The sequence below is a fragment of the Herbaspirillum sp. CAH-3 genome, assembly GCF_009668275.1.
GTDB classification, from domain to species: domain Bacteria; phylum Pseudomonadota; class Gammaproteobacteria; order Burkholderiales; family Burkholderiaceae_D; genus Herbaspirillum; species Herbaspirillum aquaticum.
On record NZ_VSWE01000002.1, the window covers coordinates 1 to 23,390 of the forward strand.

Sequence of the window (23,390 nt, forward strand, 5' to 3'; positions counted from 1 at the left end):
TGATGAGCCATCCCAAGCTGTTGCTGCTGGATGAACCGTCGATGGGCCTGTCGCCGATCATGGTGGAGAAGATCTTTGAAGTGATCCGCAACGTGTCGGCGCAGGGGATCACCATCCTGCTGGTGGAACAGAACGCCAAGCTGGCACTGCAGGCGGCGCATCGCGGTTATGTGATGGAGTCGGGCCTGATCACCATGGAAGGGCAGGCGCAGCAGATGCTGGATGATCCGCGGGTGAAGGCGGCTTATCTGGGTGAGGGGTAAGCCGAGCCGGTAATTCGTAAATGATATAAATCATTTGTGATGTATCGACGAAAAAACGCAGCCTTGGCTGCGTTTTTTTTACGTCATCCGCATGCGATGACCAAGCATGCATCACGCGTGACCTCAGGCAGTCTTGCGTGCCCGCACCTCATTGCGCAAGCTGCGCACCTTGTCATGGTTGGCCAGCACGCCTTGGTACTGGCGTTCGATGACCAGGCGGATGTCGGTCGGCAGGTCTTCGCTCAGTGCCTTGCGATAGGCATTGACGGCGGCATCCTCGCCGCGTTCGCATTCTTCCAGGATGCTTTCGTCATCGCGCCCGGTGATGGCGCTCTTGAGGTTGACCCACTGGCGATGCAGGGTGCCGCCCAGGGTGCTGTGGCTGGCCGGTTCGCCGCCCAGGCGCTGCACCAGGTCCTGCAGGTCCAGTGCTGCCTGCGCACACTCGGTGGCGCGCAGCATGAAGGTTTCCTTGTAGGGAATGTAGCGCTCCTGTGCATCATCGGCACAGGCACGGAAGCCCTTTTCGCCATCGATGGAGATCTGGATCAGGTCGTTGAGGGTGGAAATCAGGTGGTCATTGTTCATGTTGCCTTCCTTTCTTTTTGCGTTCTTTGGGCTTGCCGCACGCGCTGTCCGGCAGGACATCCGGGGCGGCAGCGGGTTGGTCAATGCCTCAATGGAAGAAGAAATAGATCAGCACCAGCAGAAACGCCGGAACGCCGCACAGCCATGCCAGGAAATACTTGCCCATGATGTTCTCCTTGTCGGTATAGGGTGAATGGTCAACAGTCGCCTCCCGGACAGATCAGCCTGGATCAGCCGACCAGCAGAAGCAGGACCGTCGTTGCACAGTTCCATCCTAGGAGCCCGGCGTGCTTGACTCCATCGGACGGCAACGCAAGCCGGTGTAGGAAACGGCCGCGCTTTTTCGTGCCTCAAGGCCCACCGTAAAGATTGCCTCATCCGCCGCCATACCAATGCCGACAAGGCTTTCCGGTTTGTCCTACAAAACAATTGGCCGCCGTCCTATAGAGCAGAACAGTAGGCGCTCGCTATCATTTTTCCCATGGTGTTCACGGTCACACAGGCAGCAAAAAACGCTGCGGCGGATCGCGGACATGTCTACGCAAGACCTGCACCGCTCCTTTCAATCCATGTTGAACCCTTGACGACGAGGAACCGCATCATGAACAAGAAGACGATCACCGGCCAGTTCAACTTTGCCCTCGGCAAGTTCCAGGAAAGCGTGGGATCGGTGCTGGGCAACGTGCAGCTGCAGCGTGCGGCACAGCGCCGCCAGATGGACGGTCGCATCATGCACGCCGTCGGCGAAGCGCAGGACCTGATCAAGCGCTCCCTGCGCCAGCGTGCAGGTTCGCTGTAAGGCGCCGCCGCTGCGACGCAAACCGAAGGAGAGCATTGATGAGTTTCGGAAAGACATTGTTATGGGCCGCCGGCATCGCCGGTGTGGCCGTCGGCGCCAGCCTGCGCATGCTGGCTCGCCAGGCGCAGCGCCGCGACCAGCGCCAGCAGGACATCGCCCTGCAGCGTTGGGAAGATGAGGGCGGCAGCGCCCGCAGCGTTGCGCAACGCCGGGTTCGGTGAGCGGCGGCAACGGTGGCCGGTGGGCCTTTGTCCTACACGGCAATCGGTCTGGCGCCGATACAAAGCGCGACAAGGCACCGGTATCTTGCTCCTGACTCGCTGAAGCAAGCAGGTGAGAGCAGCAAGCAGAGATGGCGAGAGCAGCACGGAAATTGAACGCAGCAGGACAGCATCAACGAAGGCGCCGGAATTTGCGTCGAGTCAGTCCGCAACCGCCCGGCACGACCAAGAACAAGGGAGGAGATCATGGACAAGCTCGTACTCGGATGGCTTCTGGGTGTGCCGGTGCTGATGCTGATCGTGCTGCAGTACCTGATGTGAGCAACACGTGAGCACGCCTCACCCCGGGTGGCCGGAACAAGTCCGCCGCCCCGATCAAACCGCAACGTATACCAGGAGGCCAAGCATGCAAGCCAACAAATTCAAGACCGCCCGTACCGACGTGCAATCCCTGCTGCAGCAAGCCCAGGACATGTTCGCCGAGGCCGCCAGCGCCACCGGCAAGAAGGCCGACGACCTGCGCGCCGGTGCCCAGGACTTGCTGGAGCAGGCACTCAACACCGCCCAGGATGCCCAGGCTGCCGTGGTCGAAACGGGCCGCCAGATCGTCACCAGCACCGACGATTACGTGCAGTCCAATCCGTGGCGCGCCATTGCCATCGGCACCGGTATCGGCCTGCTGGTCGGCCTGGCCGTGGGCCGCAGCGCTGACCGCTACTAAGCACAAAAGCACAAGCATTTTCCCGGAACCCGGTACTGCCCTAGGGTAAGGCCGGATCCAGCCAGGCGCGCGGCTGCCAGACAGACCGCAGCGCATTAGTCAAGAAACCGGAGAGAAGGAATGACCATGACCAAGAATCCACCGAAGACCGACGTCAAGAACAAGCAGGGCTTCCACCTCGACAAGGATGCCATCCGCGCCGCCGCCAAGAAGATTGATGACGGTGCCGTCACCGAAGGCTATCGCGGCAACCGCGAGGAAGTCGTGGCGATGTTGAACGATGCGCTGGCCACCGAGCTGCTGTGCGTGATGCGCTACAAGCGCCACTACTACACCGCCAAGGGCCTGAATGTGGAAGCGATCAAGGGCGAGTTCCTGGCGCACGCGCAGGAAGAACAGAGCCACGCCGACCAGATTGCCGAGCGCATCGTGCAGCTCAATGGCGAGCCGGATTTCAACCCGAAGACCATCGCCGAGCGCAGCCATGCGCAGTACGACGAGTCCGAGGACATCAAGGACATGATCCGCGCCAACCTGGTGGAAGAGCGTGTGGCCATCGAAGCCTATCGCCAGATGATCGAACGCATCGGCGATGACGATCCGACCACCAAGCACCTGCTGATCCAGATCATGGCGCAGGAAGAGGAACACGCCGACGACATGAGCGACCTGCTGGGCCTGTAAGCCCGGGCAGCGAGCCACTGGAGCAGCACATCATTCCGGGAATTCTTTCCCCCACCGTCACAAGGAGATCGACATGAACTGGGACATCGTTGAAGGCAACTGGAAGCAATTCAAGGGCAAGGCCAAGGAACAGTGGGGCAAGCTGACCGATGACGATCTCGACGTCATCGCCGGCAAGCGTGACCAACTGGCCGGCCGCGTGCAGGAAGCTTACGGCGTGAGCAAGGACGAAGCCGAAAAGCAGATCCGCGACTGGGAAGACCGCAACAAGGATTGGCGCCAGTAAGCATCCCTGATGCACAGGCGCAATCCCGCCGCCGGGCGCAGTCCAGGTGGCGGGAGCAGCAGGAGTTGGAGTGTGTGAGTGTGAGTGTAAAGTGCAGGACGCAGGCCGGTCACCATGCCGGCCTGCATAAGAATACGGCCCCAGGCCGCAACCCAAGCAAACCATGAGGAAGGACACAATGAAAAAAATCATCGCAACCATGATCTTCGGCGCAGCCGCTATCGGCATGCATGGCGCAGTCTTCGCAGCCGACCCGGCAGCGGCCCAGTACAAGGCCGACAAGGCCAAGGCTGATGCCGACTACAAGACTGCCAAGAAGAAGTGCGGTCCTTTGAAGGGCAACGACAAGGACGTCTGCGAGAAGGAAGCCAAGGCCGCACACGAATCGGCCGTCGCTGACGCCAAGGCCAAGCGCAAGGGCGTGGAAGCCGACAAGGACGCCATGAAGGACAAGAACGACGCCAACTATGACGTCGCCAAGGAAAAGTGCGACGCCATGAGCGGCGACGCCAAGGACAAGTGCGTGGCCAATGCCAAGGCCAAGTACGGGAAGTAATCCTGTCCGGCGCGATTGAGCGCAACTGATTCGCACCCGGGCCTGCGGCCCGGGACGATCAAGATTCAATATCTTTATCCCGTTCCTGTCGCAGTCACCCGATTGCGCAACACAACTCAAAGGAGTTTCATCATGTCGCTGACCAAAATGTCCCTGACCAAGCGTTTCCTCGGTTTCTTCCTGGCCCTGTTCATGGTTTCCCTGGTGGGCTGCGCATCCAGCCCGGGCAAGGAAGGCACCGGCGAATACGTCGATGATGCCGTCATCACCACCAAGGTGAAGGCCGCCATCTTCAACGAGCCGAACCTGAAGTCCGCGGAAATCAACGTCGAAACCTACAAGGGCGTGGTCCAGCTGTCCGGTTTCGTCTCCAGCTCCACCTCGGCTGCCCGTGCTACCGAACTGGCCCGTGGCGTCAAGGGCGTGGTCTCGGTGCGTAATGACCTGCGCTTGAAGCAGTAAAGCGCGGAACTTGCAAGCGCGTGTCCGGTCTGTTGACCGGTCCGCGCTTTGCCTGCTTGTGGATTTGCCGCTTGCAAAGCGCATCGAGACGATCCGGTGCGTTTCGCAAGAAGACAGGTCAGGGCCTGTCAGGTATAGTTGGAACCCGTTGCTGCCGGGCAGGGGCAGGCCGCCGGTCTGCCAGGACAGGGAGGCAGCGATGATCACCGGAACTCGCGCATGCATGATGGTACAGATTGCTGTACGGAATCATGTGTTGCACCCGGTGCAGAATCGAGTACAAACATAAAACAGGTCCAAGCAGCGCCCACGGCGCTGAAGTTACAATTCACCGCTCAAAAATGCCATGACAAAAATACTTGTAGTCGATGACCACGCGGTCGTACGGGCAGGTGTGCACCACTTCATTTCGGAAATCCCGTCGATGGAAATCGGCGGCGAGGCCAGCACGGCCGAAGAAGCCATTCGCCTGGTGCGTACCCAGGATTGGGATATCGTCCTGCTCGATATCGCCATGCCCGACAAGAGTGGCGTGGAGGTCCTCAAGCAGATCAAGCGGGAAAAACCCGAATTGCCGGTGCTGATGCTGTCGATGCACCCCGAAAGCCGCTATGCGGTGCAGGTGCTGCGCAGCGGCGCCTCCGGCTACGTGCAGAAGGAAGCGCTGGCGACCGAGCTGGTCAACGCCATCAACACCATCCTGCGCGGGCACAAGTACATCAGCTACGGTGTGGCCGAACTGCTCACCAGCGAGCCGGTGGATTCCGAGAAGCCGCTGCATGAGACGCTCTCGCAGCGCGAGTACGAAATCTTCTACAAGCTGGGCCAGGGCCAGGGCGTGACGCAGATCGCTGACGAGCTGTGCCTGTCGGTCAAGACGGTCAGTACCTATCGTTCGCGCGTGCTGCAGAAGATGAGCATGACCAACAACGCGGACATCATTTATTACGCGATCAAGAACAACCTGATCGACTGAGGCCTGGCACCCCGGGCAGATATGCCACCGACAGGTCGATGAGGCCGGTCGGCAGGCAGGGAAGAGTGGTACGGCGCATCATGGATGACATTCTCAACAGCAGGCCCCAGCGCGAGAGCGACGGGACGCCCTTGCGGATCTTCCTGGTGGAGGATTCGGAGGACGTGCGGGACCTGATCGTGGAGAGCCTGGCGGAGATTGCCGGCGTGCGCCTGGTGGGCTATGCCGAGACCGAGCTGGAAGCCCTGCGCGATTTGCAGCAGAACAGCTATGACGTCCTGATCCTCGATATCCAGCTCAAGCAGGGTAACGGCATGAGCCTGCTGCAGTCGTTGGCACGATCCAATACGCGGCGCCAGAGCGAGGTCAAGGTGGTCTTCAGCAATCACGTCAGCCCGACCTATCGGCGCGTGGGAGTGCAATGCGGGGTCCAGCACTTCTTCGACAAATCTTCCGAACTGCCGCTGCTGTGCGACCTGCTGGAGGAATTGGCAGCACAGCGGGCGGGCAAGTTTGGCCGTACCTCTTCGAGCAACAATTCGCCGCAGGGCCCGGCCCAGGCGGGGGGACTTTGATGCCTCTTTTTGCTGCATAATTCGCGCAGCCCAACATCCTGCCGCCAGGGCAATTCGGCGCGGCACGGATGAAGAAAGACAATGAGAACCGATCAAGGCAAGCGGGCCGCCAGCGATGGCCGGTGCGTGGCACGGATCGCACTAGAGCAAGGGATTTCCGACGATGCAGAAGAACAATGACGGCCTTCGTCCGTCCTCCGCCGATCTCCAGAACAGCGCATCGGTAGAGTATTTTGCCGCGTCCCACGCGCATTACAGCAGCATGGTGACGCTGGCCATGGGACTGTCCATGGCGGTGATCCTGCTGGGTGTGGTGGTGCTCGTGACAGGCCTGTTGGGCGCGGAATACCGTCGCCTGCTTTCGGGCCTGCTGGCCGTGCGCGAAGTGACGGCCGGTGGCTTCATCCTGGGTGCGTCAGCGCTCTACCTGCGCTGCATGCATTCGGGCGCGCGCCGCGCGTCGGTGCGCAAGCTGGCCGCCGGGCTGGCGCTGCTGTTGCTGGTGCTGGGCGTGGCCTCGCTCGTCCATGCAATGATGCTCACACTGCGCTGGCTGCCGCTGGATGGCGCCAATCCGATCTCGCCGCTGGCCATTCCGCCCTTGCTGTCGGTGGGCTTCGTCCTGATGGCGCTGGCCTTGCTGCTGCATGACTGGCGCTTGCTGGGCGGCTACTATCCCGCCGAGTACCTGGCCTTCACGCTCATGGGCCTGTCGGCCATTCCGCTGGTGGGCTACTTGTATGACGTGAGCCAGTTCATCTATCTCGATTTCCCGCTGCCGATCTCGCTGCTGTCGTCCCTGGTGTTTGCACTGCTGGGCGCGGCCTTGCTCATGGCGCGTCCGTCTCATCCGCTCATGGCGGTGATCCTGCGCATGGCCCCCGGTGGCCAGATGCTGCGCCATCTGCTGCCGCAGACCCTGTTCCTGCTGCTGGCGTTCAGCCTGCTGCTGAACTGGGGCATGACGCATGGCTGGATCCTGCCGGAACTGGTGCTGCCGACCTTGACGCTGATCAACGGCGTGATCGTGCTCTTCATCTTCTGGGGGTCGGCCAGCCGGCTCGACAGCGAATACGGCGAACGCACGCGTAACGCCCAGAAGCTGGCCGAGACCAGTGCGCTGCTCAATGCCGTGAGCGAAAGCACGAGCGACCCGATCTTCGTGAAGAACCGCCAGGGCCTGATGATCTTTGCCAACCCGGCGACCCTGCACAAGCTCGGCAAGACCTGGGAAGAGACCATGTACCGCTCCAGCCGCGAGCTGTTCCTGGTCGAGGAAGAGGCCGATACGGTGGACCGCGACGATCGCCGCGTGATGGCCTCGGGCAAGCCGGAGAAACTGGAACAGACCCTGCACCTGCCCGAAGGCGTGGTCACCTTCCAGACCGCCAAGGTGCCCTGGTTCGGCAAGGATGGCAGTGTGCAGGGGGTCATCGGGATCAGTACCGACATCACCGAGCGCAAGCAGGCCGAGGATGAATTGCGCGAGCGCGAGAGCCGGCTGGAAAAGACCGTCATCGAACGTACTGCGCTGTTGCGCGAACTGACCAACCACCTGGAAACGGTGCGGGAGGAAGAAAAGCGTGCCATCGCCCGCGAGCTGCACGACAACATGGGCGCCTCGCTCACAGCCCTGTCGATGCATCTGGAAGGGGTCTACCAGATCCTGCCGCAGGATGAAAAGTGGGCCGACCGCAAGGTGCGCATGCAGGGCCTGATGAAGTCGCTGGTGGCCACCACGCGCCGCATCCAGACCGAGCTGCGACCCAATACGCTGGACCTGTTCGGCCTGAAGGCAGCGATCTCGGAACAGCTCGATGAGCTGCACGAACGCACCGGCATCGCCTGCCATGCCAGCCTGCCCGATGAAGACGTCGATGTGGGCCACGAGATGGAAATTGCCATCTACCGCATGCTGCAGGAAATGCTCAACAACGTGACCAAGCACGCCAAGGCCAGCAAGGTCGATGTCATTCTCGACGTCGATGAGGACCACGTGGCCCTGACCGTACGCGATGATGGCGTGGGCATTCCCGAAGAGCGGCGTGACAACCACAAGACCTACGGCCTGCGCGGCTTGCGCGAGCGCGCCACGTTCTTTGGCGGGGAGGTCGATATCCGTTCCACGCCGGGCAAGGGTGCCCTCATCAGCATCAGCCTGCCGATACGCCCGGAGCTGGCTGCCAGCGACGCCTGAGATCGCGGCTGCACGGCTGTTTCAAGTACCCGTCATCATCCACGAAAGCCGCCCCCAGGGCGGCTTTCTGCGTTTTGGTGAGCTTGTTTGCAAGAGCGTTTTTCCGGCACGATTTTTCGTTTTTTCCTACGCGTGAAAGGGCGACTCTCTTATGTCGGGCCAAGAGGCTCATCGGTACCATGGATTCATCGTCACTCACCGCCCGAACGGGAGGCCAGGGTGGCGGGACCGGCAAGGAGCGGACCTCTGCGCCGGGTAACCCACAGACGAACAACGCAAAGGAGCCATCATGAACAAGGATCAGATCAAGGGCAGCTTGAAGGAAGTCGCAGGCAAGGTGCAGGAGAAGACCGGTGAGCTGACCGGCAACACCAGCCAGCAGGTCAAGGGCGCCGCCAAGCAGGTCGAAGGCAACGTCCAGAAGACCTATGGTGACGCCAAGGAAGCCGCCAAGGACTAATCCGGACTGCGTGCCGTCAGAGGCAGGACTGCGTTGGTGGTCGTTTTTGCATCGCTGCGGCGATTGCTGGCTACCACTGGCGCAGGCCGAAGCTCAGCCGTGTAGGAAAACGCCTACGCCAGAATCGGAAATGGCTGATTTTGTGATGCAGCAATTTCCGCGACCATGTCGTCATGGTGCTGGTAGAGCCGGGAAATCAAAAAGAGTTCTCGGTTTGCCGCATGAAATTTTCAGCTCACCGCCAGAAGGGACCCCTGAAAGGGCAGACCATGAAAAAAACAGTCGGTATTTGCATGCTGGCAGCCGCCTCGGCTTTCGCCTCTCACGCTTTCGCAGAAACTTCACAAGCCGTCGACAGCGCCGCGCGCTGGTCGGCTTCCACGATGGACCGTCACATGCCGGTTGATGCAGCGCGCCTGCACAAGCTGGGGCAGAAGAAATTCCGCTACATGGACATGGCCCAGAGCAAGCGCTCCAAGTCCCTGCAGAATGCCGTGCTGCTGTTTGGCGCACGTGCCGACGGCCAGGGCCAGGTGGCGCAACGCGACCAAGCCAAGGCTGCGCCCAGCGCACCGGTTTATCGTGATCACGCACAGTCCAAGCCACCGCGCGTGATCATGCGTCCGTCGACCTGAGCGCCGGGCGTATCCAACCATTCGATCAAGAGGAAGGAGTCATCATGAAGACCATGCAAAAACTGGCAGTGACCTCGGTAGCCATCTGTGCCTTTGCCGCCTTGACCGGCTGCAGCGGCATGACCCAGCAAGACAAGAACACCGCCATCGGCGCAGGTGCCGGTGCTGTCGGTGGTGCCGTCCTCACTGGTGGCAGCGCCATCGGGACCGTCGGTGGTGCCGCTGTCGGTGGCGTGATCGGCAACCAGGTCGGCAAGTAATTTGCTGATCGGCTGATCGCCTGGCACTGCGCCTCGTGGTGAGGCGCAGCACCCATCAACAACGCCGCGACGGGAATGACCTGTCGCGGCGTTGTTGCATTGAGGGCGGGATGCGGGTCAGCTTATTTGGCAGCGGGCATGGCGCCGTGCTTGTGTGGCGGCTTGCGTGTGCCCTTCCTGGCGGGTGCAGCGGCGGGAGCGTCACCCTGGTAGTCCTTGAAGATGCGCTGCGCGCGTGCCGCATCCTGCGACCTGGCTTGTGCCGCCTGCTGGCGGCATGCCGCAGCGTCCTTCCCTTTCATGCTTTTGCAGGCCTGCAGCGCTTCGGCATAGGCCGCTGCGGTTTCCTTGTTGAGGTTCTGCAGTCGGCCCTTGGGGCTGTTGTCTTCCTGGTACCAGCGCTGCGGATCGGCCTTGCTGACATCTTCTTCAGCAGCGTGCACGGTGCCGGCAGACAGGATGGCGAAGGCCGCCAGGAGAGCGGGCAGGGGAGAAGCGAGGAATTTATTGTTCATCTGATGTCAGCCTCTTCACGTTACGGGTGCGGGAGAGCCGTGTGCGTGAGCCTGCCCCCACAGGGGATGATGCAGCCTGCACAAGCAAACGGCGCGGACGGTGACAGGCACCGTCCGCGCCGTTTTCCCGTCCGCCACCGGATGTTATCAGGCTTGCGGGAGGGAAGGGAGCGTCAGAAAGGAGGGGCTTGGCCGCCGGATCGAAGATGCCAGCGGCCGCCCCGCCTTATATCTTGCCAAGCAGCAGCAGGATCAGCAGGATGATGACGATGGTGCCAGCGATGCCGCTGGGACCATAGCCCCAGCTGCGGCTGTGCGGCCAGGCCGGGATGACGCCGAGCAGGATCAGGATCAGGACGATGAGCAGGATGGTGCCGAGGGTCATGGATTTCTCCTTTGTTATTGAGTTCGTTCTTGCCCGCCAGGGTGCAAGCGCCGGTTGATTCGTGAAGCTGGGCCCATCTTAGGGCGGGCCCGTCCGGCGCACGATCAGCGGCCCTCGCAATGTGCTGTAGGAAAATCCGGCAAGCGCGAGTAGGTGGCCGCGCGTCCCTGACAAATCGCTGCCAACTTGGTGCAAGGCACAATCGAAGTGCGGGCCACGCCCGATTTGATCGCGCCGTGCCACCTCCAAGGGCCCGTAGGGCGGGCTGACCTTTCTCCCGCAAGTGCAGTCCCTGCGCGGCTTTGCGAGCGAGGATGAGGTTCTGGCACGCTCTTTGCTGAATCCTCGTCACAAGCGCAGCAATGCGCAAGCAATGTGAAGGTGTGGCCAATGGCGGTCGCGCCGTCCAGGACAAAGGCGTCTTCCGGTATGGGCATCCATGTCGGAACACGCCTTTTTTTCGTTTGGGCTTTCTTCAAATCGCAACGCAAGGGGAACAGTGCTATGGAATCCAAAGGTCAGGCAGGCAAGGCAGGCGCGCTGGAGAGCGGCACGCCAGTCGTACAGGACAGCGCCGTCAAGGCAGCCGATGGTGTAGACGGACGTCGCCGCACCCTCCTGCAGGGCGCGGCACTGGCTGCCGGCAGCGGCATGCTGGGGCTGGCCCCGGGCGGCGCCTGGGCGGCCGGTTCCGACAAGCCGGAGAAGGAAGAGGTCAAGATCGGCTTCATCCCCCTGACCGATTGCGCCTCGGTGGTGATGGCTTCGGTGATGGGCTTCGACAAGAAGTACGGCATCAAGATCGTCCCCAGCAAGGAAGCCTCCTGGGCCGGTGTGCGCGACAAGCTCACCAACGGTGAACTGGATGCGGCCCACGTGCTGTATGGCCTGATCTACGGCGTGCAGATGGGCATCGGCGGCCAGAAGAAGGACATGGCCGTGCTGATGGGCCTGAACCACAACGGGCAGGCCATCACCCTGTCCAGGAAACTGGCCGACAAGGGCGCCGTCGATGGCGCGTCGCTGGCCAAGCTGATGCAGGCCGAGAAGCGCGAATACACCTTCGCACAGACTTTCCCGACGGGCACGCACGCCATGTGGCTGTATTACTGGCTGGCCGCCAACGGCATCAACCCGATGAAGGATGCCAAGGTCATCACGGTGCCGCCGCCGCAGATGGTGGCCAACATGCGGGTGGGCAACATGGATGGCTTCTGCGTGGGCGAACCCTGGGGCCATCGCGCCATCGTCGACGGCGTGGGCATCACCGCCATCACCACCCAGGACATCTGGAAGGACCATCCCGAGAAGGTGCTGGGCACCTCGCTGGAGTTCGTGCAGAAATACCCCAATACCTGTCGCGCGATGATGGCCGCCATCCTGGAAGCCAGCAAGTGGATCGATGCCTCGCTGGCCAACAAGAACAAGATGGCCGAGGTGATCGCCGACAAATCCTATGTGAACACCAGCAAGGACGTGATCGACCAGCGCATCCTCGGGCGCTACCAGAACGGCCTGGGCAAGACCTGGGACGATCCCAACTACATGAAGTTTTACGACGAAGGCCAGGTCAACTTCCCCTTCCTCTCCGACGGCATGTGGTTCATGACCCAGCACCGCCGCTGGGGCCTGTTGAAGAGCGATCCGGATTACCTGGCCGTGGCCAAGTCGGTCAACCAGATCGATCTCTACAAGGACGCAGCCGCGATGACCAAGACGCCCTTGCCCAAGGATGTCATGCGCAGTTCCAAGCTCATGGATGGCACGGTGTGGGATGGCAAGAATCCGGCGGCCTACGCGCAGTCGTTCAAGATCAAGGTGTGAGCGGGTGCGGCCAGGTGCCGTGTCCATCAAGGTGAAGTGCATAGAGCAAGGGGAAGATGATGAGTGCAGTCGCAGAAAGCATCATGGGTGACAACGCCAAGCCGGCCGGCGTGCCTGCGGCCAGCGAGCCGCTGCGTGCCGCCGCCGCCAACGAAGCGCAGGTGGCGCCTGCGGCCAGCGCTGCCGGCAGCGTGAAGACACGCAGCCTGCGCAAGAAGATCATCGCGGGCGGGCTCTTCATGCGCGTGGTGCCGCCACTGCTGGGGGTGGCGCTGCTGGTGCTGGTCTGGCAGATCATCGCCTTGAAGACCGCCAGTTTCCCCACGCCATGGGTGACCCTGAAGGAAGCGGGCGTGATGTTTTCCGATCCCTTCTACCGCAACAGTCCCAATGACCAGGGCATAGGCTGGAACGTGCTGGCCTCGCTGCAACGGGTCGGCATGGGCTTCGGACTGGCCGCGCTGGTGGGCATCCCGCTGGGCTTTGCGATCGGCCGCGTGGAATTCCTTTCGCGCATGTTCGGCCCCATCATCAGCCTGCTGCGTCCGGTCTCGCCGCTGGCCTGGCTGCCCATTGGTTTGCTGGTCTTCAAGTCGGCCAATCCGGCGGCGATCTGGTCGATCTTCATCTGCTCGATCTGGCCGATGATCATCAACACGGCCGTTGGTGTGCAGCGCGTGCCGCAGGATTACATGAACGTGGCGCGGGTGTTGAACCTGTCCGAGTGGAAGGTGCTGACCAAGATCCTGTTCCCTTCGGTGTTGCCTTACATGCTGACAGGCGTACGTCTTTCCATCGGGACTGCGTGGCTGGTGATCGTGGCTGCCGAGATGCTCACCGGTGGCGTCGGTATCGGCTTCTGGGTCTGGGATGAATGGAACAACCTGAACGTGCCGCACATCATCATCGCCATCGTCGTCATCGGGGTGGTGGGGCTGGTGCTGGAGCAATTGCTGGTGGCGCTGGCCAAGGCGTTTACCTACGAACAGGTCAACAACTGAGGAGGGCAGGATCATGGACAACATCAACGGCAAGTTCATCGACATCCACGGCGTGGAGATGGTGTTCCACACCAAGAAGGGCGTCTTCCATGCACTGCGCGAGATCAACCTGACGGTGGCCAAGGGCGAGTTCGTGACCTTGATCGGGCACTCCGGCTGCGGCAAGTCGACCTTGCTGAACCTGATCGCGGGTCTGCTCAAGCCCAGCGAGGGCGTGCTGCTGTGTGCCAATCGCGAAATCGGCGGCCCGGCCCCGGAGCGCGCAGTCGTGTTCCAGAACCACTCGCTGCTGCCCTGGCTGACCTGCTACGAAAACATCTATCTCGGCGTGGAGCGCGTCTTCGGCGCCACCGAGAATCGCACCCAGCTGCGTGACCGCACGCGTGCCGCGCTGGCGCTGGTGGGGCTGACCGCCGCCGAGGCCAAGCGGCCCAATGAAATCTCCGGCGGCATGAAGCAGCGCGTTGGCATTGCCCGCGCGTTGGCGATGGAGCCCAAGGTCTTGCTGATGGATGAACCCTTTGGTGCCCTCGATGCGTTGACGCGCGCGCACCTGCAGGATGAGCTGTTGAAGATCGTTGCCAAGACCGAATCCACGGTGGTGATGGTGACCCACGATGTGGATGAGGCAGTGCTGCTGTCGGACCGGATCGTGATGATGACCAACGGACCGGCCGCCACCATCGGTGAGGTCGTGGAAGTGAAGCTGCCGCGTCCGCGTGACCGTGTCACGCTGGCGCAGGATGCGCAGTATGGTGCCTATCGCACGGCGGTGCTGGAGTTCCTGTATCGCAAGCAGGCGCATCCGGCACGGGAGGCGGCTTGAGTCTGCATTAAGGGAATGCCAAGGCCACCCGTCCAATGCCATTGAAGGAGAAGTCCATGAGCAGCCTGGCTGTCATCGAAGAGGCCCCGGTTCAAGGGGAGGAGGCATCCGGAGTCGTTCCGCTCTCGGGCGAAGTGTTTGGTGCCCTGATCAATCTCTCGGGCCGCCGCCGTTTCACCTCGCAGCGCCTGGTGCTGTACGCGGTGCTGGCCGCACAGGGCCAGCAGGGCGCGTGTGCCACCGCGCGCGAGGCGCTGGGCTTGTTTCGCAGTGCCCATGCGGCCTTGCTCAAGCGCTCCGGGGATTTGCCCGGCGTCTTCTGTCCGGAGCTGGAAGAGGTCTATTTCGGACGCAGCCGGGGCGATGCCCGCATCACCAGTTTTGCCGAGCTGGCGCAACGTGCGCTCAATGCCATCGAGGACAAGCTCAAGACCGGTCCGGCCCTGCTGGAACAACTGGTGCAGGAAACCACGCCGCTCCTGGCCGTGTTGAACGAGATCACGGCGGTCTACGAAGCGCAGTCCAGGAAGCATGCGCGGCTCATGCGCGAACAGTTGCGCGGCATCATGACCGATATCGAAACCATTGCGCGCGAAGCCAAGATGGTGGCCTTCAATGCCCGTATCGTGGCGGCCCGGTCAGGACAGGCGGGCCGGGAATTTTCGGTGGTGGCCGGTGTGCTTTCCAACATCACCGGTGAAATCGATGAACTGGTCAAGGAGGCCTTGAGCGGTGCGGCCGCCTGAACTCGCCTTCCTGGCGCCATTCATCTGCGTTTAATGCTCTTTTGCCGAGCATTTAATCTTGCTTAATGCTGCTCACCGGTTCTTCAACGCTGCCCATGCCACCAGCAGCCAAGCAGCGAGGAAGGCCACGCCGCCGAACGGCGTGATGGCGCCCAGGATGCGCGTGCCGGTCAGGGCCAGCAGGTAGAGGCTGCCGCTGAAGATGACGATGCCCGCCAGCATCAGCCGGCCGGCCCAGTGCAGGGCGGCCCCGGCCATGCGTGGCATGAGCAGCGCGATGGCAATCATGCCCAGCGCATGCATGACCTGGTAGGTCACGGCGGTGTGCCAGATCGCCAGCATCTCTTCGGAAATCATTTTCTTCAAACCATGCGCGCCGAAGGCGCCACAGCCCACGGCCACGAACATGTTCAGCGCGCCGGCGGCGATCAGGGTGCGTTCTTTCATCGGTCTCGTTCTCGGTCAGCGGTCATCAGCGATTCAATAAGTCGGGCGCATGCCCTTGCCCAGCCGATACTCATGCCGCAATACGAACTGGGAGGTAGCGATCAGGCCCGACAATCCCAGGATCAGTTGCGTCAGGGTATCCGGGGGCAGCACCCATACGCTGCCGGCGGGGGCGGGCACATTGGCGGCAGCGCTGATGACCGGGGCGGCCCATGCGGCTTCCTCGCTCACGTCCAGCAGGATCTGGCCTTCGGGCGTGGTGTGCAGATGGATCTCGCCCCCCAGCTCCAGCGTGAAGCAGATGCCCTGGCCGGCGTTGACGGTGTTCATCTTGTGACGGAAGACCACGGCTTGCAGTTCGCGGTTGTAGGTGTCGATCCAGGTCTCCACTTCCTGCACGTTCTGCAGGACGATCCAGCGGCGTGGCGCGGGAATGGTCTCGGCGCCGGCGACGGCATCATCGGGGAAGATCGGTTCGGGGGCTTGCTCGGACATGGTGGCTGCGGGAGTCGGGGGAAGGCAGCAGTATATAGGATCGCTGTGGCGCAGGGCAGCGGCCGTGGACGTGCCAAAGCGGTTGCCTGGCAGAGCGCAATGGCGGTAGCTTATGCGCTCCGGGCTGCCCGGCTTTCATCATAAAAATTCCATGCGCCAATTCTCTTTCTCCGCCTTCGGCAGGCTGCTGCCGGCATTGGGCCTGTGCGGCCTTCTCCTCGTTCCCCTCGCGGGACGCACCCAGCAGCTGGCGCTGGACATCAACGAATCGGTCAGCAGCATCGACGTGAGCGTCAAGGACATGTATGGCCGGCAAGAGAGCGGCAAGGTCGTCATCACCCAGTTCAAGCCGGCCGGACCGGGGCCTTTCCCGGTGGTCATCCTCAGTCACGGACGCAGTCCCACCAATCGCCAGGATCCGCCGCGTTTTCGCTTCACCAGGCAGGTACGCTACTTCGTCTCGCGCGGCTTTGCCGTCTTCGAGCCGACCCGCATCGGCTACGGCGCCTACATGACGCAGTTCGATCCTGAGGACAGCGGCAGTTGCGCCAGCAAGGATTACGCGCCCATGGCCGAGGCCGGCAGCACCGAAATCCTGGCTGTGCTGGATTACGCCAGGCAGCAGCCGTATGTCGATGCCAAGCGCGTGCTGCTGGTGGGTCAGTCGGTGGGTGGCTACCTCACGGTGGCCACTTCCGCGCGCAATCCCGAAGGGGTCGTGGGTGCAATCAATTTTGCCGGCGGCTCCGGCGGCGATCCGGAAAAACGTCCCGGCAATCCCTGCGCACCCCAGCGGCTGGAAGAGATGTACACCCGCTTTGGCCAGGCCGCGAAGATACCCATGTTGTGGATCTATACCGAGAACGACCTCTACTTCGCCCCGACCTACAGCAAGGCGTGGCACGAGGCCTTCGTCAAGGCCGGCGGCAAGGCGGACTATCGGCTCCTGCCGCCCTTCGCCCAGAACGGGCATACGCTCTTTGCCCGGGGCCCCGAGATCTGGGAGCCCATCGTCGGCGAGTTCCTCGACAAGCTCGGCCTGCCGGCACCGCGTGCGGCTCAATAAGCCAGCCGATACGCCTCATTGGTCGATTCCAGCCGGCTGGCAATGACCTTGACCACATACGCATGCAGCCGCAGGGCCGTGGCCGGGTCGTCCTGCTCCAGCTGGCGCAGGTTGGCCCGCGTCAGTTGCCAGGCGCGCGTGGGACGATCGGTGACCACGTCGGCGGTGCGCCGCTGGCCGCGGTAGAGCGCCATCTCGCCCACGATGGTGGCACTGCCGAAGGAGCGCAAACGCATGCGGCCGCCTCCTTCCAGGGGTAACGAGATGCTGACCAGCCCCTCGTCGATGAAATACATCGAATCACCCGCATCACCCTTGCGAAAGAGCATCGTGCCGGCGGCCAGTTCCACCTTCTCCATGCGCGCCAGCAGGGCGGCCAGTTCGCGCGCATCGAAATGCTCGGCCAGGCTGGTGTGCAGGGCATCGCGCGACTGGTCGCCTGCGGCGTGTTGCAGCAACTGGTCTTCTACCCATTCCAGTGCCAGGTCGAGATCGGCGAACTCGCGCGGGGCCTGGCCGGGGAAGGCGGCGCGTGCGATGGGGCGGCGGATCGCTTCGCTGATGCCGGTCAGGATCAGGGTCACCTTGTAGTGCTCGCACACCTGCGCCAGCTTGACGAAGCTCTGCGAGGTCGATGCATCCAGGCCCTGGACGTGGCGGAAGTCGATGATGATGAACTGGCGCGGCGACTGCAGTTGTTCGCGCACCCGATGCACGATCTGGTTGGCGCTGCCAAAGAACAGGAAACCCTGCAGGCGCATGCCGAAGACGCGCTGGCCCAGCTGCTTGAGTTCGGCCTGGGCGGCGGCGCTGCGCTCGAGCTTGGAGTGCAGCGTGGCACCGGTGAATTCCATCTTCACGCAGGATACCCGGCCATAGTCCAGCACGAACAGGACGCAGGCCACCACCACGCCCAGCGCTACGCCGGTGACGAAGCCGTAGCAGGCCACCACTGCCACGATCAGCACGATCAGGAAATAGTCTCCGCGCGCCAGGCGGCGGCTGCGCACCAGCCATTCATTGAGCAATCCGCCACCCAGGCCGATGAGCAGGCCGGCCAGGACCGGCTTGGGGAAATAGGCCAGCAGCGGGATGAAGAAAAGTGCAAACACCAGGCAGAGCAACGCTGCCAACAGCGTGGCGATGCGGTCGCGCGAGCCGAAGCGGTAGTTCAGCAGCGTGCGCGAGAGCGAATGACAGCCGACCACGCCGCCGAACAGCCCGCTGAGCATGTTGGCCAGGCCGGCGCTGCGCAGCTCGCGGTTGAAATCGACCTCGCGCCGCGTGGCCAGGCTTACCCCGGTGGCATTGAGCAGGATGGCCAGTGTGGTCACGGCAATGAGCGCCAGCAGTTCGCCGTAGTGGCGCCACAGGATGTCCCAGTGCACCAGCGACCAGGAGACTTGCACCGGCAGCTGCACATGCCCGGGGCTCAGCGGCGCGAACATCCAGCCAAAAGCACGCGCCTGGGCCAGCGAGATGCCGCTGGCGGCCAGGGCGGCGTAGAAGGCGGCACTGGCCAGCGCCAGCGAGGCCGGCAGGGCCAGCGGATGCTCGAACTTGCGTCCCGGCAGGCCCAGCATGCCGACCACCACGATGGCCACCGGCAGCAGTTCCTGCCAGTGCAGCTCAATGCCGGCGCCCAAGGCATCCAGGCCCAGGGGATGTCCGGTCAGCACCGTGAAGGCCCCGGTCCACAGCAGGTAGCCGGTGCCGGCGAGGAAACCGCCGATCACCGGGAAGGGGACGAACAGCACCAGGTTGCCCCGCCGCAGCGCGCCCAGCAGCATCAGCACCAGACCCACCAGCAGGCTGCTCATGGTGATGGCGGTGGTGACCGTGGCCAGGATCTCGGCCGGGGAAAGTTGGGCACGTTGCATGGTGGCGCTGATGCCGCCGACCATCAGCGAGAGCAGGCCCACCGAATTGGAGTCGGCGCCGCCCAGCATGAAGGGCAACGAACTGGTGAAGCAGATCACCAGCAGGCAGAGCACGCTGGTGATGAACATGAGCGGCAAGCCCGCCTGCAGGAGGCCATCGCCACTGCCCCCGAAAATCATGACGGCGTAGCTCACTGCATAGCTCACCGACACCAGTGCCACCACGCAGGCTGCCGGCAGGCTGCCCAGGCAGTGGCGCAAGCGGGTGAGCGGACTGGATTGCGGCATCAGATGACCTTCCCCGAAGGCTGCGCGTTTGTGCGGCATGCCTGTACCCCCATCGATATGGCCGCGCACGTGCCGGCCGTTCTTGTTGTCTGGCGTCTTGCCGCGCGCCCCCGCGCGCGATACCGGACGGGCGCCGCTGCGGTCCATGCCGCAGGGTCGCTGGTGTCCGGATATTGCCAATGATGAATGCCAATCTATCACACGAAAATGACAGAATTACAACAAGGGGCGGCTTTCTGGGCGAAATGAAGTAAAGCTCAGGTATTCCCGTCGCGACGGCCTCGCAGCCGTTGCATGCGGGAAAAAAGTGAACGTTTACATCCTCGTTCACATCCTCTTCAGGACGATCTGCCGTCGGCATGCTGGCGATGCCATTGCACCGAAGCTTGCCCGGCCAGTTCACGCAGGCTGCGCAGGGAGGCGACCTCTTCCGAGGTCAGTCCGTCGCGCTGGCGGCGCAGGCCACCCAGTTCGTGCAGGGCGGTTTCGGCGTCGATGCTGGCCAGCCCGGCCTGCCGTTGCAGCTGGCGCAGTACCGGGGCCGGCTGGCGCGCCAGTACGGCATCCAGGTAGGCGCGGTTGGCCTCCAGTCCGGCGGCGATACGCTGGCGCGGCGTGGCACCCAGATCGGGCCACAGCGCCAGCGCGGCCAACAGGGCGGCGCCGCTGCCGACCAGGTTATCCAGTGCGCGGGCCGAGGCGATGCCGGCACCGGGCTGCAGCATGTCGGTCACGCAGATGAAGAGCATGGTCAGGAACACCACGAACACCGTGTAGTTCACCAGCCGCAGGGCAATCGCCAGCCCTGCCAGCAGGATCGCCAGCAGCGGCAGCAGCAGCCCGTGGGGTGGGACCAGCTGCAGCAGCGTCAATGCCAGCAGGCCGCCCAGCAGGCTGCCAAGGATGCGTTCCACGCAGCGCGCCCAGGTCTGGCGGGCGGCTCCCTGCAACACCACCACCACAGCCATCGTGGCCCAGTACGGATAGCCCAGGTGGAAGGCCTGCGCCGCATAGAACACGGCACCCACCCCCGCTGCCTGGCGGCCACCCTGCTGCAGGCTCTTGTGCAGCCGTGGCAGCAGGGGGTTGCGGGGCGGCGTGGGCGTGGTTTCTACCGCCTCCCGGGAGCGCTGTTCGGCCCACAGCAGCCTGTCAGCGTGCGACAGCGCGCGCAGGCAGCCGGCAACCAGCGGGTCGGACACCGGCGCTTGCTGGCTGGCGGTGAAGCGCTCCTGCAGGGCGCGGCCGGGGGGCATGCCGCGGGTGGCCTCCAGCCGGGCATGGGCGCGCAGCAGCACCGCCAGGGCCAGGCGCGCGGCGCGCCGCTGCTCGTGCGGGGTGGTCAGTTGCTGGATGGCGGCGTGCTCCAGGGCGATCAGCGTGTGGAAGATCATCTCGCTGGCCTGCAGCAGGTGTTCCCAGGGATGTGCATCGGCCATGGCCGTGCCGGCATGCCGTTGCAGCATGGCACGCAGGCGTTCCAGGGCCAGTCGCGTGGCGCGGCGATGTTCGCCGTGCTCCCGGTGCCAGTGCTGGTCGCGGTGCTGGCCGGCTGGCGAGGCCAGCAGGGCCTGGCTCATGTCGAGCATGCGCAGCAGGGCTGCGCGCGCGGCCTGGCGCAGGGCGGCCTGGTCATCGATGCGCCAGATCAGGTTGATGAGCAGCCAGGCCCAGAGCGCGCCAGCGCAGAAGGACGCGGCCTGCAGCGCGGCCATCGCCTGGCCTTGCGGAAAGCCTGCCGCCACTACGGCGACCACCGCCAGCAGCGTGCCCAGTAGCGCGCCGGACTCGATGGCACCAGTGAGCGTGACCGCGCCCAGCACCATCAGCGGTGCCGTGAGCAGGGCGGCATGCGGGGTCCATGAGGAGCTCCAGGCACCGATGAACGCCACCACTGTTCCTGCCAGGGCAAAGATGCCCAGCAGCAGGCGGCGCTGCGCATGCGGGCCGGGCGCATCGCACAGGCAGGTCCAGAAGGCGGCGAACACCGCCCACGCCAGCCAGCGTTGTCCGCTCAGCATGGCGGCCGCCAGCGGCAGGGCAATGGCGACCCCGGCACGCAAGCCTTCCTGGGCGCTGAACTGTTCCTGGAGCAAAGGAAAAGAGCGCAATTCCAGCCGCCGTGCGATGCGGCGCGCATGGGCGGCGAGGGTGCGGGTCTCGGGCAGGAAGATGGTGCGCATGGCAAGTACAAGTGGTCGGACCACTTTTTCAATGAATTTGGCGTGGTATGGAGCGGATACTACAATCGACTGCACTACCTTTGTGAGGACTCTGCAAAGTGGTCCGACCACCTTCCAAGGAGCCGCCGATGACTGCCTCTCCCCTGGTTGACCGCCTGGCCGACCTGATTGCCCAGCGTGCGCTGGTACCGGGCCAGAAGCTACCGTCTGAACGCGCACTGGCCTCGGAGTTCGGCGTGTCGCGTTCGTCCCTGCGCGAGGCCATTGGCGTGCTCACCAGCCGGGGTGTACTGGTGGCCCGCCATGGCGGTGGCACTTTCCTGGCCGAAGACGAGCATGCGGCGCTGACCGATCCGATTGCCGACGCCTTGCTGCCGCTCGCACCGCTGGCCCGCAGTGATGCCGGCTATTGGAAGGACGTGGCCGAGATCCGGTTTTCGCTGGAAGGCGATGCCGCATATTTCGCCGCCCTGCGCGCTAGCGAATCAGACAAGCAGCGTTTGCAACAGGCATATTTCGCCGTCTCCACCGCGCCCCTCGATGACCTGGCCGCGCAGGCCCGCACCGATGCCGCTTTTCACCTGGCCATCGCCCAGGCCTCGCGCAATGTGGTGCTGCGGCAGGTGATGTCGGGCCTGCTGCGGCTGCTGGAGATCAGCATTGCCGACACCTTGCGGCAGCTGTATCGCCTGCCGGACATCGTGGCCCAACTGGACAAGCAGCATCGCCAGATCCTCGACGCCATTCTCGCCGGCCGCGCCGAGGAGGCGCGCCAGCATGCCAATGCGCACCTCGACTTCGTACAGCAGCGCCTGCTGGACATCGAAGAAGCCCCTGCCCGTGCGCGGCGTGCCGCTGCCGTTTGATTTTCTTCACGTTACCAGGACCATCATGATCATCTCTTCCACCCACGATTACCGCGAAGCCGCCCGGCGGCGCTTGCCGCGTTTCCTGTTCGATTACATCGACGGCGGTGCCTACGATGAACACACACTGGCGCGCAATTCGCTGGACCTGCGCCAGCTGGCCTTGCGTCAGCGGGTGCTCAAGGAAGTGGGCGAGGTCGATCTCTCCACCACGCTGCTGGGCCAGTCGCTGGCGATGCCGCTGGCGCTGTCGCCGGTCGGCCTGACCGGGATGTATGCACGGCGCGGTGAAGTGCAGGCGGCACGGGCGGCAGAAAAGGCTGGCATCCCCTTCACCTTGTCGACGGTGTCGGTGTGCCCGATCGAAGAGGTGCAGCAGGCGGTGACGCGGCCGATCTGGTTCCAGCTGTATGTGCTCAAGGATCGCGGGTTCATGAAGAATGTGCTGGACCGTGCCTGGGCGGCGGGTGTGCGCACGCTGGTGTTCACGGTGGACATGCCGGTGCCGGGCGCACGCTATCGCGACCGCCATTCGGGCATGTCCGGGCCCAACGCGGCGCTGCGCCGCTATCTGCAGGCCGTCACGCATCCGCGCTGGGCGTGGGATGTGGGTTTGCTGGGACGTCCGCATGATCTCGGCAATGTCTCGGCGTATCTCAACAAGAAGACCGGACTGGAAGATTACGTAGGCTGGCTGGGAGCCAATTTCGATCCGGGCATCGGTTGGCATGACCTGCAGTGGATACGTGATTCGTGGCAGGGCAGCATGCTGTTGAAGGGCATCCTTGATCCCGAGGATGCGCGCGAGGCAGTCCGATTCGGTGCGGATGGCATCGTGGTATCCAACCATGGTGGCCGCCAGCTGGACGGCGTGCTCTCGACCGCGCGCGCCTTGCCGGAGATCGCCAGTGCGGTGAAGGGGGATCTCGCCCTGCTGGTGGATTCGGGCGTGCGGTCGGGACTGGATGTGGTGCGACTGCTGGCATTGGGTGCCGATACGGTGATGCTGGGGCGCGCCTTCATCTATGCGCTGGCCGCAGAGGGGCAGGCAGGGGTGGAGAACGTGCTGAGTCTGTTTGCCAGGGAGATGCAGGTGGCCATGACCTTGACGGGGGCGCGCCGGATCGCGGAGATCAGTGCGGATAGTCTGGTGAGGGCAGGGGTAGAAGGGCAGTGACGTTCCGC

Annotated in this window: 27 protein-coding genes and 1 pseudogene; 21 read left to right on the top strand and 7 right to left on the bottom strand. The window is 63.4% G+C overall.

What is annotated here, in order from left to right; translation table 11 throughout:
* A pseudogene (locus FYB76_RS02740) lies at positions 1-263 on the top strand (ABC transporter ATP-binding protein); the annotation flags it as partial.
* A 123-nt stretch (positions 264-386) separates the two neighbouring features.
* On the opposite strand, the gene FYB76_RS02745 reads toward FYB76_RS02740, so the two are convergent.
* Entirely contained in the window at positions 387-851 is a 465-nt protein-coding gene (locus FYB76_RS02745; RefSeq protein ID WP_088757289.1) for a PA2169 family four-helix-bundle protein, read from the bottom strand.
* Positions 852-1,452: 601 nt separating this feature from the next.
* Between FYB76_RS02745 and FYB76_RS02750 the strand changes: the two genes are divergently transcribed.
* The 13 genes from FYB76_RS02750 (at position 1,453) to FYB76_RS02810 (ending at position 9,683) form a co-directional block, all read left to right on the top strand.
* Entirely contained in the window at positions 1,453-1,650 is a 198-nt protein-coding gene (locus FYB76_RS02750) for a CsbD family protein (RefSeq protein ID WP_034338209.1), read from the top strand.
* A 38-nt stretch (positions 1,651-1,688) separates the two neighbouring features.
* Positions 1,689-1,871 (top strand): hypothetical protein, encoded by a 183-nt coding sequence (locus FYB76_RS02755; protein ID WP_088757291.1) that lies wholly within the window; start codon positions 1,689-1,691, stop codon positions 1,869-1,871.
* Between the two features lie 406 nt (positions 1,872-2,277).
* Positions 2,278-2,592 carry a YqjD family protein gene (locus FYB76_RS02760; protein WP_088757292.1) on the top strand — a complete coding sequence of 105 codons (315 nt, stop codon included), beginning with the start codon at positions 2,278-2,280 and terminating at the stop codon, positions 2,590-2,592.
* Positions 2,593-2,712: 120 nt separating this feature from the next.
* Positions 2,713-3,276, top strand: a complete 564-nt coding sequence (locus tag FYB76_RS02765; protein ID WP_088757293.1) for a ferritin-like domain-containing protein — start codon at positions 2,713-2,715, stop codon at positions 3,274-3,276.
* Positions 3,277-3,349: 73 nt separating this feature from the next.
* Positions 3,350-3,562, top strand: coding sequence for a CsbD family protein (locus tag FYB76_RS02770; protein WP_058894511.1), 213 nt, complete (start codon positions 3,350-3,352; stop codon positions 3,560-3,562).
* Positions 3,563-3,740: 178 nt separating this feature from the next.
* Positions 3,741-4,118: a cell envelope biogenesis protein TolA gene (locus FYB76_RS02775; protein ID WP_088757294.1), complete on the top strand. Its 378-nt coding sequence runs from the start codon at positions 3,741-3,743 to the stop codon at positions 4,116-4,118.
* 132 nt (positions 4,119-4,250) lie between these two features.
* Positions 4,251-4,580 (top strand): BON domain-containing protein, encoded by a 330-nt coding sequence (locus FYB76_RS02780; RefSeq protein WP_008326489.1) that lies wholly within the window; start codon positions 4,251-4,253, stop codon positions 4,578-4,580.
* A gap of 346 nt (positions 4,581-4,926) precedes the next feature.
* The gene (locus FYB76_RS02785; RefSeq protein ID WP_006464715.1) at positions 4,927-5,556 is read left to right on the top strand and encodes a response regulator transcription factor; all 630 of its coding nucleotides are present in this window, start codon (positions 4,927-4,929) and stop codon (positions 5,554-5,556) included.
* An 80-nt stretch (positions 5,557-5,636) separates the two neighbouring features.
* Positions 5,637-6,131, top strand: a complete 495-nt coding sequence (locus FYB76_RS02790) for a response regulator (RefSeq protein ID WP_229296857.1) — start codon at positions 5,637-5,639, stop codon at positions 6,129-6,131.
* A 163-nt stretch (positions 6,132-6,294) separates the two neighbouring features.
* Positions 6,295-8,328, top strand: a complete 2,034-nt coding sequence (locus FYB76_RS02795) for a PAS domain-containing protein (RefSeq protein WP_154132628.1) — start codon at positions 6,295-6,297, stop codon at positions 8,326-8,328.
* Positions 8,329-8,617: 289 nt separating this feature from the next.
* A complete protein-coding gene (locus FYB76_RS02800) occupies positions 8,618-8,788 on the top strand; it encodes a CsbD family protein (RefSeq protein ID WP_034338233.1) in 171 nt (56 codons plus the stop codon).
* A 269-nt stretch (positions 8,789-9,057) separates the two neighbouring features.
* Positions 9,058-9,423, top strand: coding sequence for a hypothetical protein (locus FYB76_RS02805; protein ID WP_141107042.1), 366 nt, complete (start codon positions 9,058-9,060; stop codon positions 9,421-9,423).
* 44 nt (positions 9,424-9,467) lie between these two features.
* Positions 9,468-9,683 carry a glycine zipper 2TM domain-containing protein gene (locus FYB76_RS02810; RefSeq protein WP_008326509.1) on the top strand — a complete coding sequence of 72 codons (216 nt, stop codon included), beginning with the start codon at positions 9,468-9,470 and terminating at the stop codon, positions 9,681-9,683.
* Positions 9,684-9,805: 122 nt separating this feature from the next.
* On the opposite strand, the gene FYB76_RS02815 is transcribed toward FYB76_RS02810, so the two are convergent.
* Positions 9,806-10,198, bottom strand: coding sequence for a hypothetical protein (locus FYB76_RS02815; protein ID WP_229296858.1), 393 nt, complete (start codon positions 10,196-10,198; stop codon positions 9,806-9,808).
* A 226-nt stretch (positions 10,199-10,424) separates the two neighbouring features.
* Entirely contained in the window at positions 10,425-10,583 is a 159-nt protein-coding gene (locus FYB76_RS02820) for a DUF3309 family protein (RefSeq protein ID WP_039788823.1), read from the bottom strand.
* 651 nt (positions 10,584-11,234) lie between these two features.
* Here FYB76_RS02820 and FYB76_RS02825 point away from each other — a divergent pair.
* The 4 genes from FYB76_RS02825 to FYB76_RS02840 are packed head-to-tail and all read left to right on the top strand — an operon-like array spanning position 11,235 to position 14,980.
* On the top strand, positions 11,235-12,407 hold the full coding sequence (locus FYB76_RS02825) for a CmpA/NrtA family ABC transporter substrate-binding protein (protein WP_187697730.1): 1,173 nt from the start codon (positions 11,235-11,237) through the stop codon (positions 12,405-12,407).
* 59 nt (positions 12,408-12,466) lie between these two features.
* Entirely contained in the window at positions 12,467-13,408 is a 942-nt protein-coding gene (gene ntrB, locus FYB76_RS02830; protein WP_088757354.1) for a nitrate ABC transporter permease, read from the top strand.
* Positions 13,409-13,421: 13 nt separating this feature from the next.
* Entirely contained in the window at positions 13,422-14,234 is an 813-nt protein-coding gene (locus tag FYB76_RS02835; protein WP_088757300.1) for an ABC transporter ATP-binding protein, read from the top strand.
* A gap of 56 nt (positions 14,235-14,290) precedes the next feature.
* Positions 14,291-14,980 (top strand): methyl-accepting chemotaxis protein, encoded by a 690-nt coding sequence (locus tag FYB76_RS02840; protein ID WP_088757301.1) that lies wholly within the window; start codon positions 14,291-14,293, stop codon positions 14,978-14,980.
* A 72-nt stretch (positions 14,981-15,052) separates the two neighbouring features.
* Here FYB76_RS02840 and FYB76_RS02845 read toward each other — a convergent pair whose 3' ends face one another.
* On the bottom strand, positions 15,053-15,427 hold the full coding sequence (locus FYB76_RS02845) for a DUF423 domain-containing protein (RefSeq protein WP_088757302.1): 375 nt from the start codon (positions 15,425-15,427) through the stop codon (positions 15,053-15,055).
* A 33-nt stretch (positions 15,428-15,460) separates the two neighbouring features.
* Entirely contained in the window at positions 15,461-15,922 is a 462-nt protein-coding gene (locus FYB76_RS02850; RefSeq protein ID WP_088757303.1) for a hypothetical protein, read from the bottom strand.
* Between the two features lie 151 nt (positions 15,923-16,073).
* Here FYB76_RS02850 and FYB76_RS02855 point away from each other — a divergent pair, with 151 nt between their 5' ends.
* Positions 16,074-16,988, top strand: a complete 915-nt coding sequence (locus FYB76_RS02855) for a S9 family peptidase (RefSeq protein ID WP_154132629.1) — start codon at positions 16,074-16,076, stop codon at positions 16,986-16,988.
* Here the strand turns inward: FYB76_RS02855 and FYB76_RS02860 are convergent.
* Positions 16,982-19,303, bottom strand: coding sequence for an SLC26A/SulP transporter family protein (locus FYB76_RS02860; RefSeq protein ID WP_154132630.1), 2,322 nt, complete (start codon positions 19,301-19,303; stop codon positions 16,982-16,984). The two genes, FYB76_RS02855 and FYB76_RS02860, sit on opposite strands and share 7 nt — an antisense overlap.
* A gap of 191 nt (positions 19,304-19,494) precedes the next feature.
* Positions 19,495-21,339 carry an FUSC family protein gene (locus FYB76_RS02865; protein WP_154132631.1) on the bottom strand — a complete coding sequence of 615 codons (1,845 nt, stop codon included), beginning with the start codon at positions 21,337-21,339 and terminating at the stop codon, positions 19,495-19,497.
* Positions 21,340-21,467: 128 nt separating this feature from the next.
* On the opposite strand from FYB76_RS02865, the gene FYB76_RS02870 reads away from it, so the two are divergent.
* Together FYB76_RS02870 and lldD are read left to right on the top strand one after the other, a co-directional pair.
* Positions 21,468-22,205, top strand: a complete 738-nt coding sequence (locus FYB76_RS02870; RefSeq protein WP_154132632.1) for an FCD domain-containing protein — start codon at positions 21,468-21,470, stop codon at positions 22,203-22,205.
* A 25-nt stretch (positions 22,206-22,230) separates the two neighbouring features.
* Positions 22,231-23,382: an FMN-dependent L-lactate dehydrogenase LldD gene (gene lldD / locus FYB76_RS02875; RefSeq protein WP_034333765.1), complete on the top strand. Its 1,152-nt coding sequence runs from the start codon at positions 22,231-22,233 to the stop codon at positions 23,380-23,382.
* The last annotated feature ends 8 nt before the right edge of the window (positions 23,383-23,390 follow it).

Bases quoted from the DNA above. Each gene is read 5' to 3' on its own strand.
- FYB76_RS02745 (WP_088757289.1), bottom strand. From the start codon at position 851: ATGAACAATGACCACCTGATTTCCACCCTCAACGACCTGATCCAGATC.
- FYB76_RS02750 (WP_034338209.1), top strand. From the start codon at position 1,453: ATGAACAAGAAGACGATCACCGGCCAGTTCAACTTTGCCCTCGGCAAG.
- FYB76_RS02755 (WP_088757291.1), top strand. From the start codon at position 1,689: ATGAGTTTCGGAAAGACATTGTTATGGGCCGCCGGCATCGCCGGTGTG.
- FYB76_RS02760 (WP_088757292.1), top strand. From the start codon at position 2,278: ATGCAAGCCAACAAATTCAAGACCGCCCGTACCGACGTGCAATCCCTG.
- FYB76_RS02765 (WP_088757293.1), top strand. From the start codon at position 2,713: ATGACCATGACCAAGAATCCACCGAAGACCGACGTCAAGAACAAGCAG.
- FYB76_RS02770 (WP_058894511.1), top strand. From the start codon at position 3,350: ATGAACTGGGACATCGTTGAAGGCAACTGGAAGCAATTCAAGGGCAAG.
- FYB76_RS02775 (WP_088757294.1), top strand. From the start codon at position 3,741: ATGAAAAAAATCATCGCAACCATGATCTTCGGCGCAGCCGCTATCGGC.
- FYB76_RS02780 (WP_008326489.1), top strand. From the start codon at position 4,251: ATGTCGCTGACCAAAATGTCCCTGACCAAGCGTTTCCTCGGTTTCTTC.
- FYB76_RS02785 (WP_006464715.1), top strand. From the start codon at position 4,927: ATGACAAAAATACTTGTAGTCGATGACCACGCGGTCGTACGGGCAGGT.
- FYB76_RS02790 (WP_229296857.1), top strand. From the start codon at position 5,637: ATGGATGACATTCTCAACAGCAGGCCCCAGCGCGAGAGCGACGGGACG.
- FYB76_RS02795 (WP_154132628.1), top strand. From the start codon at position 6,295: ATGCAGAAGAACAATGACGGCCTTCGTCCGTCCTCCGCCGATCTCCAG.
- FYB76_RS02800 (WP_034338233.1), top strand. From the start codon at position 8,618: ATGAACAAGGATCAGATCAAGGGCAGCTTGAAGGAAGTCGCAGGCAAG.
- FYB76_RS02805 (WP_141107042.1), top strand. From the start codon at position 9,058: ATGAAAAAAACAGTCGGTATTTGCATGCTGGCAGCCGCCTCGGCTTTC.
- FYB76_RS02810 (WP_008326509.1), top strand. From the start codon at position 9,468: ATGAAGACCATGCAAAAACTGGCAGTGACCTCGGTAGCCATCTGTGCC.
- FYB76_RS02815 (WP_229296858.1), bottom strand. From the start codon at position 10,198: ATGAACAATAAATTCCTCGCTTCTCCCCTGCCCGCTCTCCTGGCGGCC.
- FYB76_RS02820 (WP_039788823.1), bottom strand. From the start codon at position 10,583: ATGACCCTCGGCACCATCCTGCTCATCGTCCTGATCCTGATCCTGCTC.
- FYB76_RS02825 (WP_187697730.1), top strand. From the start codon at position 11,235: ATGCTGGGGCTGGCCCCGGGCGGCGCCTGGGCGGCCGGTTCCGACAAG.
- ntrB (WP_088757354.1), top strand. From the start codon at position 12,467: ATGAGTGCAGTCGCAGAAAGCATCATGGGTGACAACGCCAAGCCGGCC.
- FYB76_RS02835 (WP_088757300.1), top strand. From the start codon at position 13,422: ATGGACAACATCAACGGCAAGTTCATCGACATCCACGGCGTGGAGATG.
- FYB76_RS02840 (WP_088757301.1), top strand. From the start codon at position 14,291: ATGAGCAGCCTGGCTGTCATCGAAGAGGCCCCGGTTCAAGGGGAGGAG.
- FYB76_RS02845 (WP_088757302.1), bottom strand. From the start codon at position 15,427: ATGAAAGAACGCACCCTGATCGCCGCCGGCGCGCTGAACATGTTCGTG.
- FYB76_RS02850 (WP_088757303.1), bottom strand. From the start codon at position 15,922: ATGTCCGAGCAAGCCCCCGAACCGATCTTCCCCGATGATGCCGTCGCC.
- FYB76_RS02855 (WP_154132629.1), top strand. From the start codon at position 16,074: ATGCGCCAATTCTCTTTCTCCGCCTTCGGCAGGCTGCTGCCGGCATTG.
- FYB76_RS02860 (WP_154132630.1), bottom strand. From the start codon at position 19,303: ATGGACCGCAGCGGCGCCCGTCCGGTATCGCGCGCGGGGGCGCGCGGC.
- FYB76_RS02865 (WP_154132631.1), bottom strand. From the start codon at position 21,339: ATGCGCACCATCTTCCTGCCCGAGACCCGCACCCTCGCCGCCCATGCG.
- FYB76_RS02870 (WP_154132632.1), top strand. From the start codon at position 21,468: ATGACTGCCTCTCCCCTGGTTGACCGCCTGGCCGACCTGATTGCCCAG.
- lldD (WP_034333765.1), top strand. From the start codon at position 22,231: ATGATCATCTCTTCCACCCACGATTACCGCGAAGCCGCCCGGCGGCGC.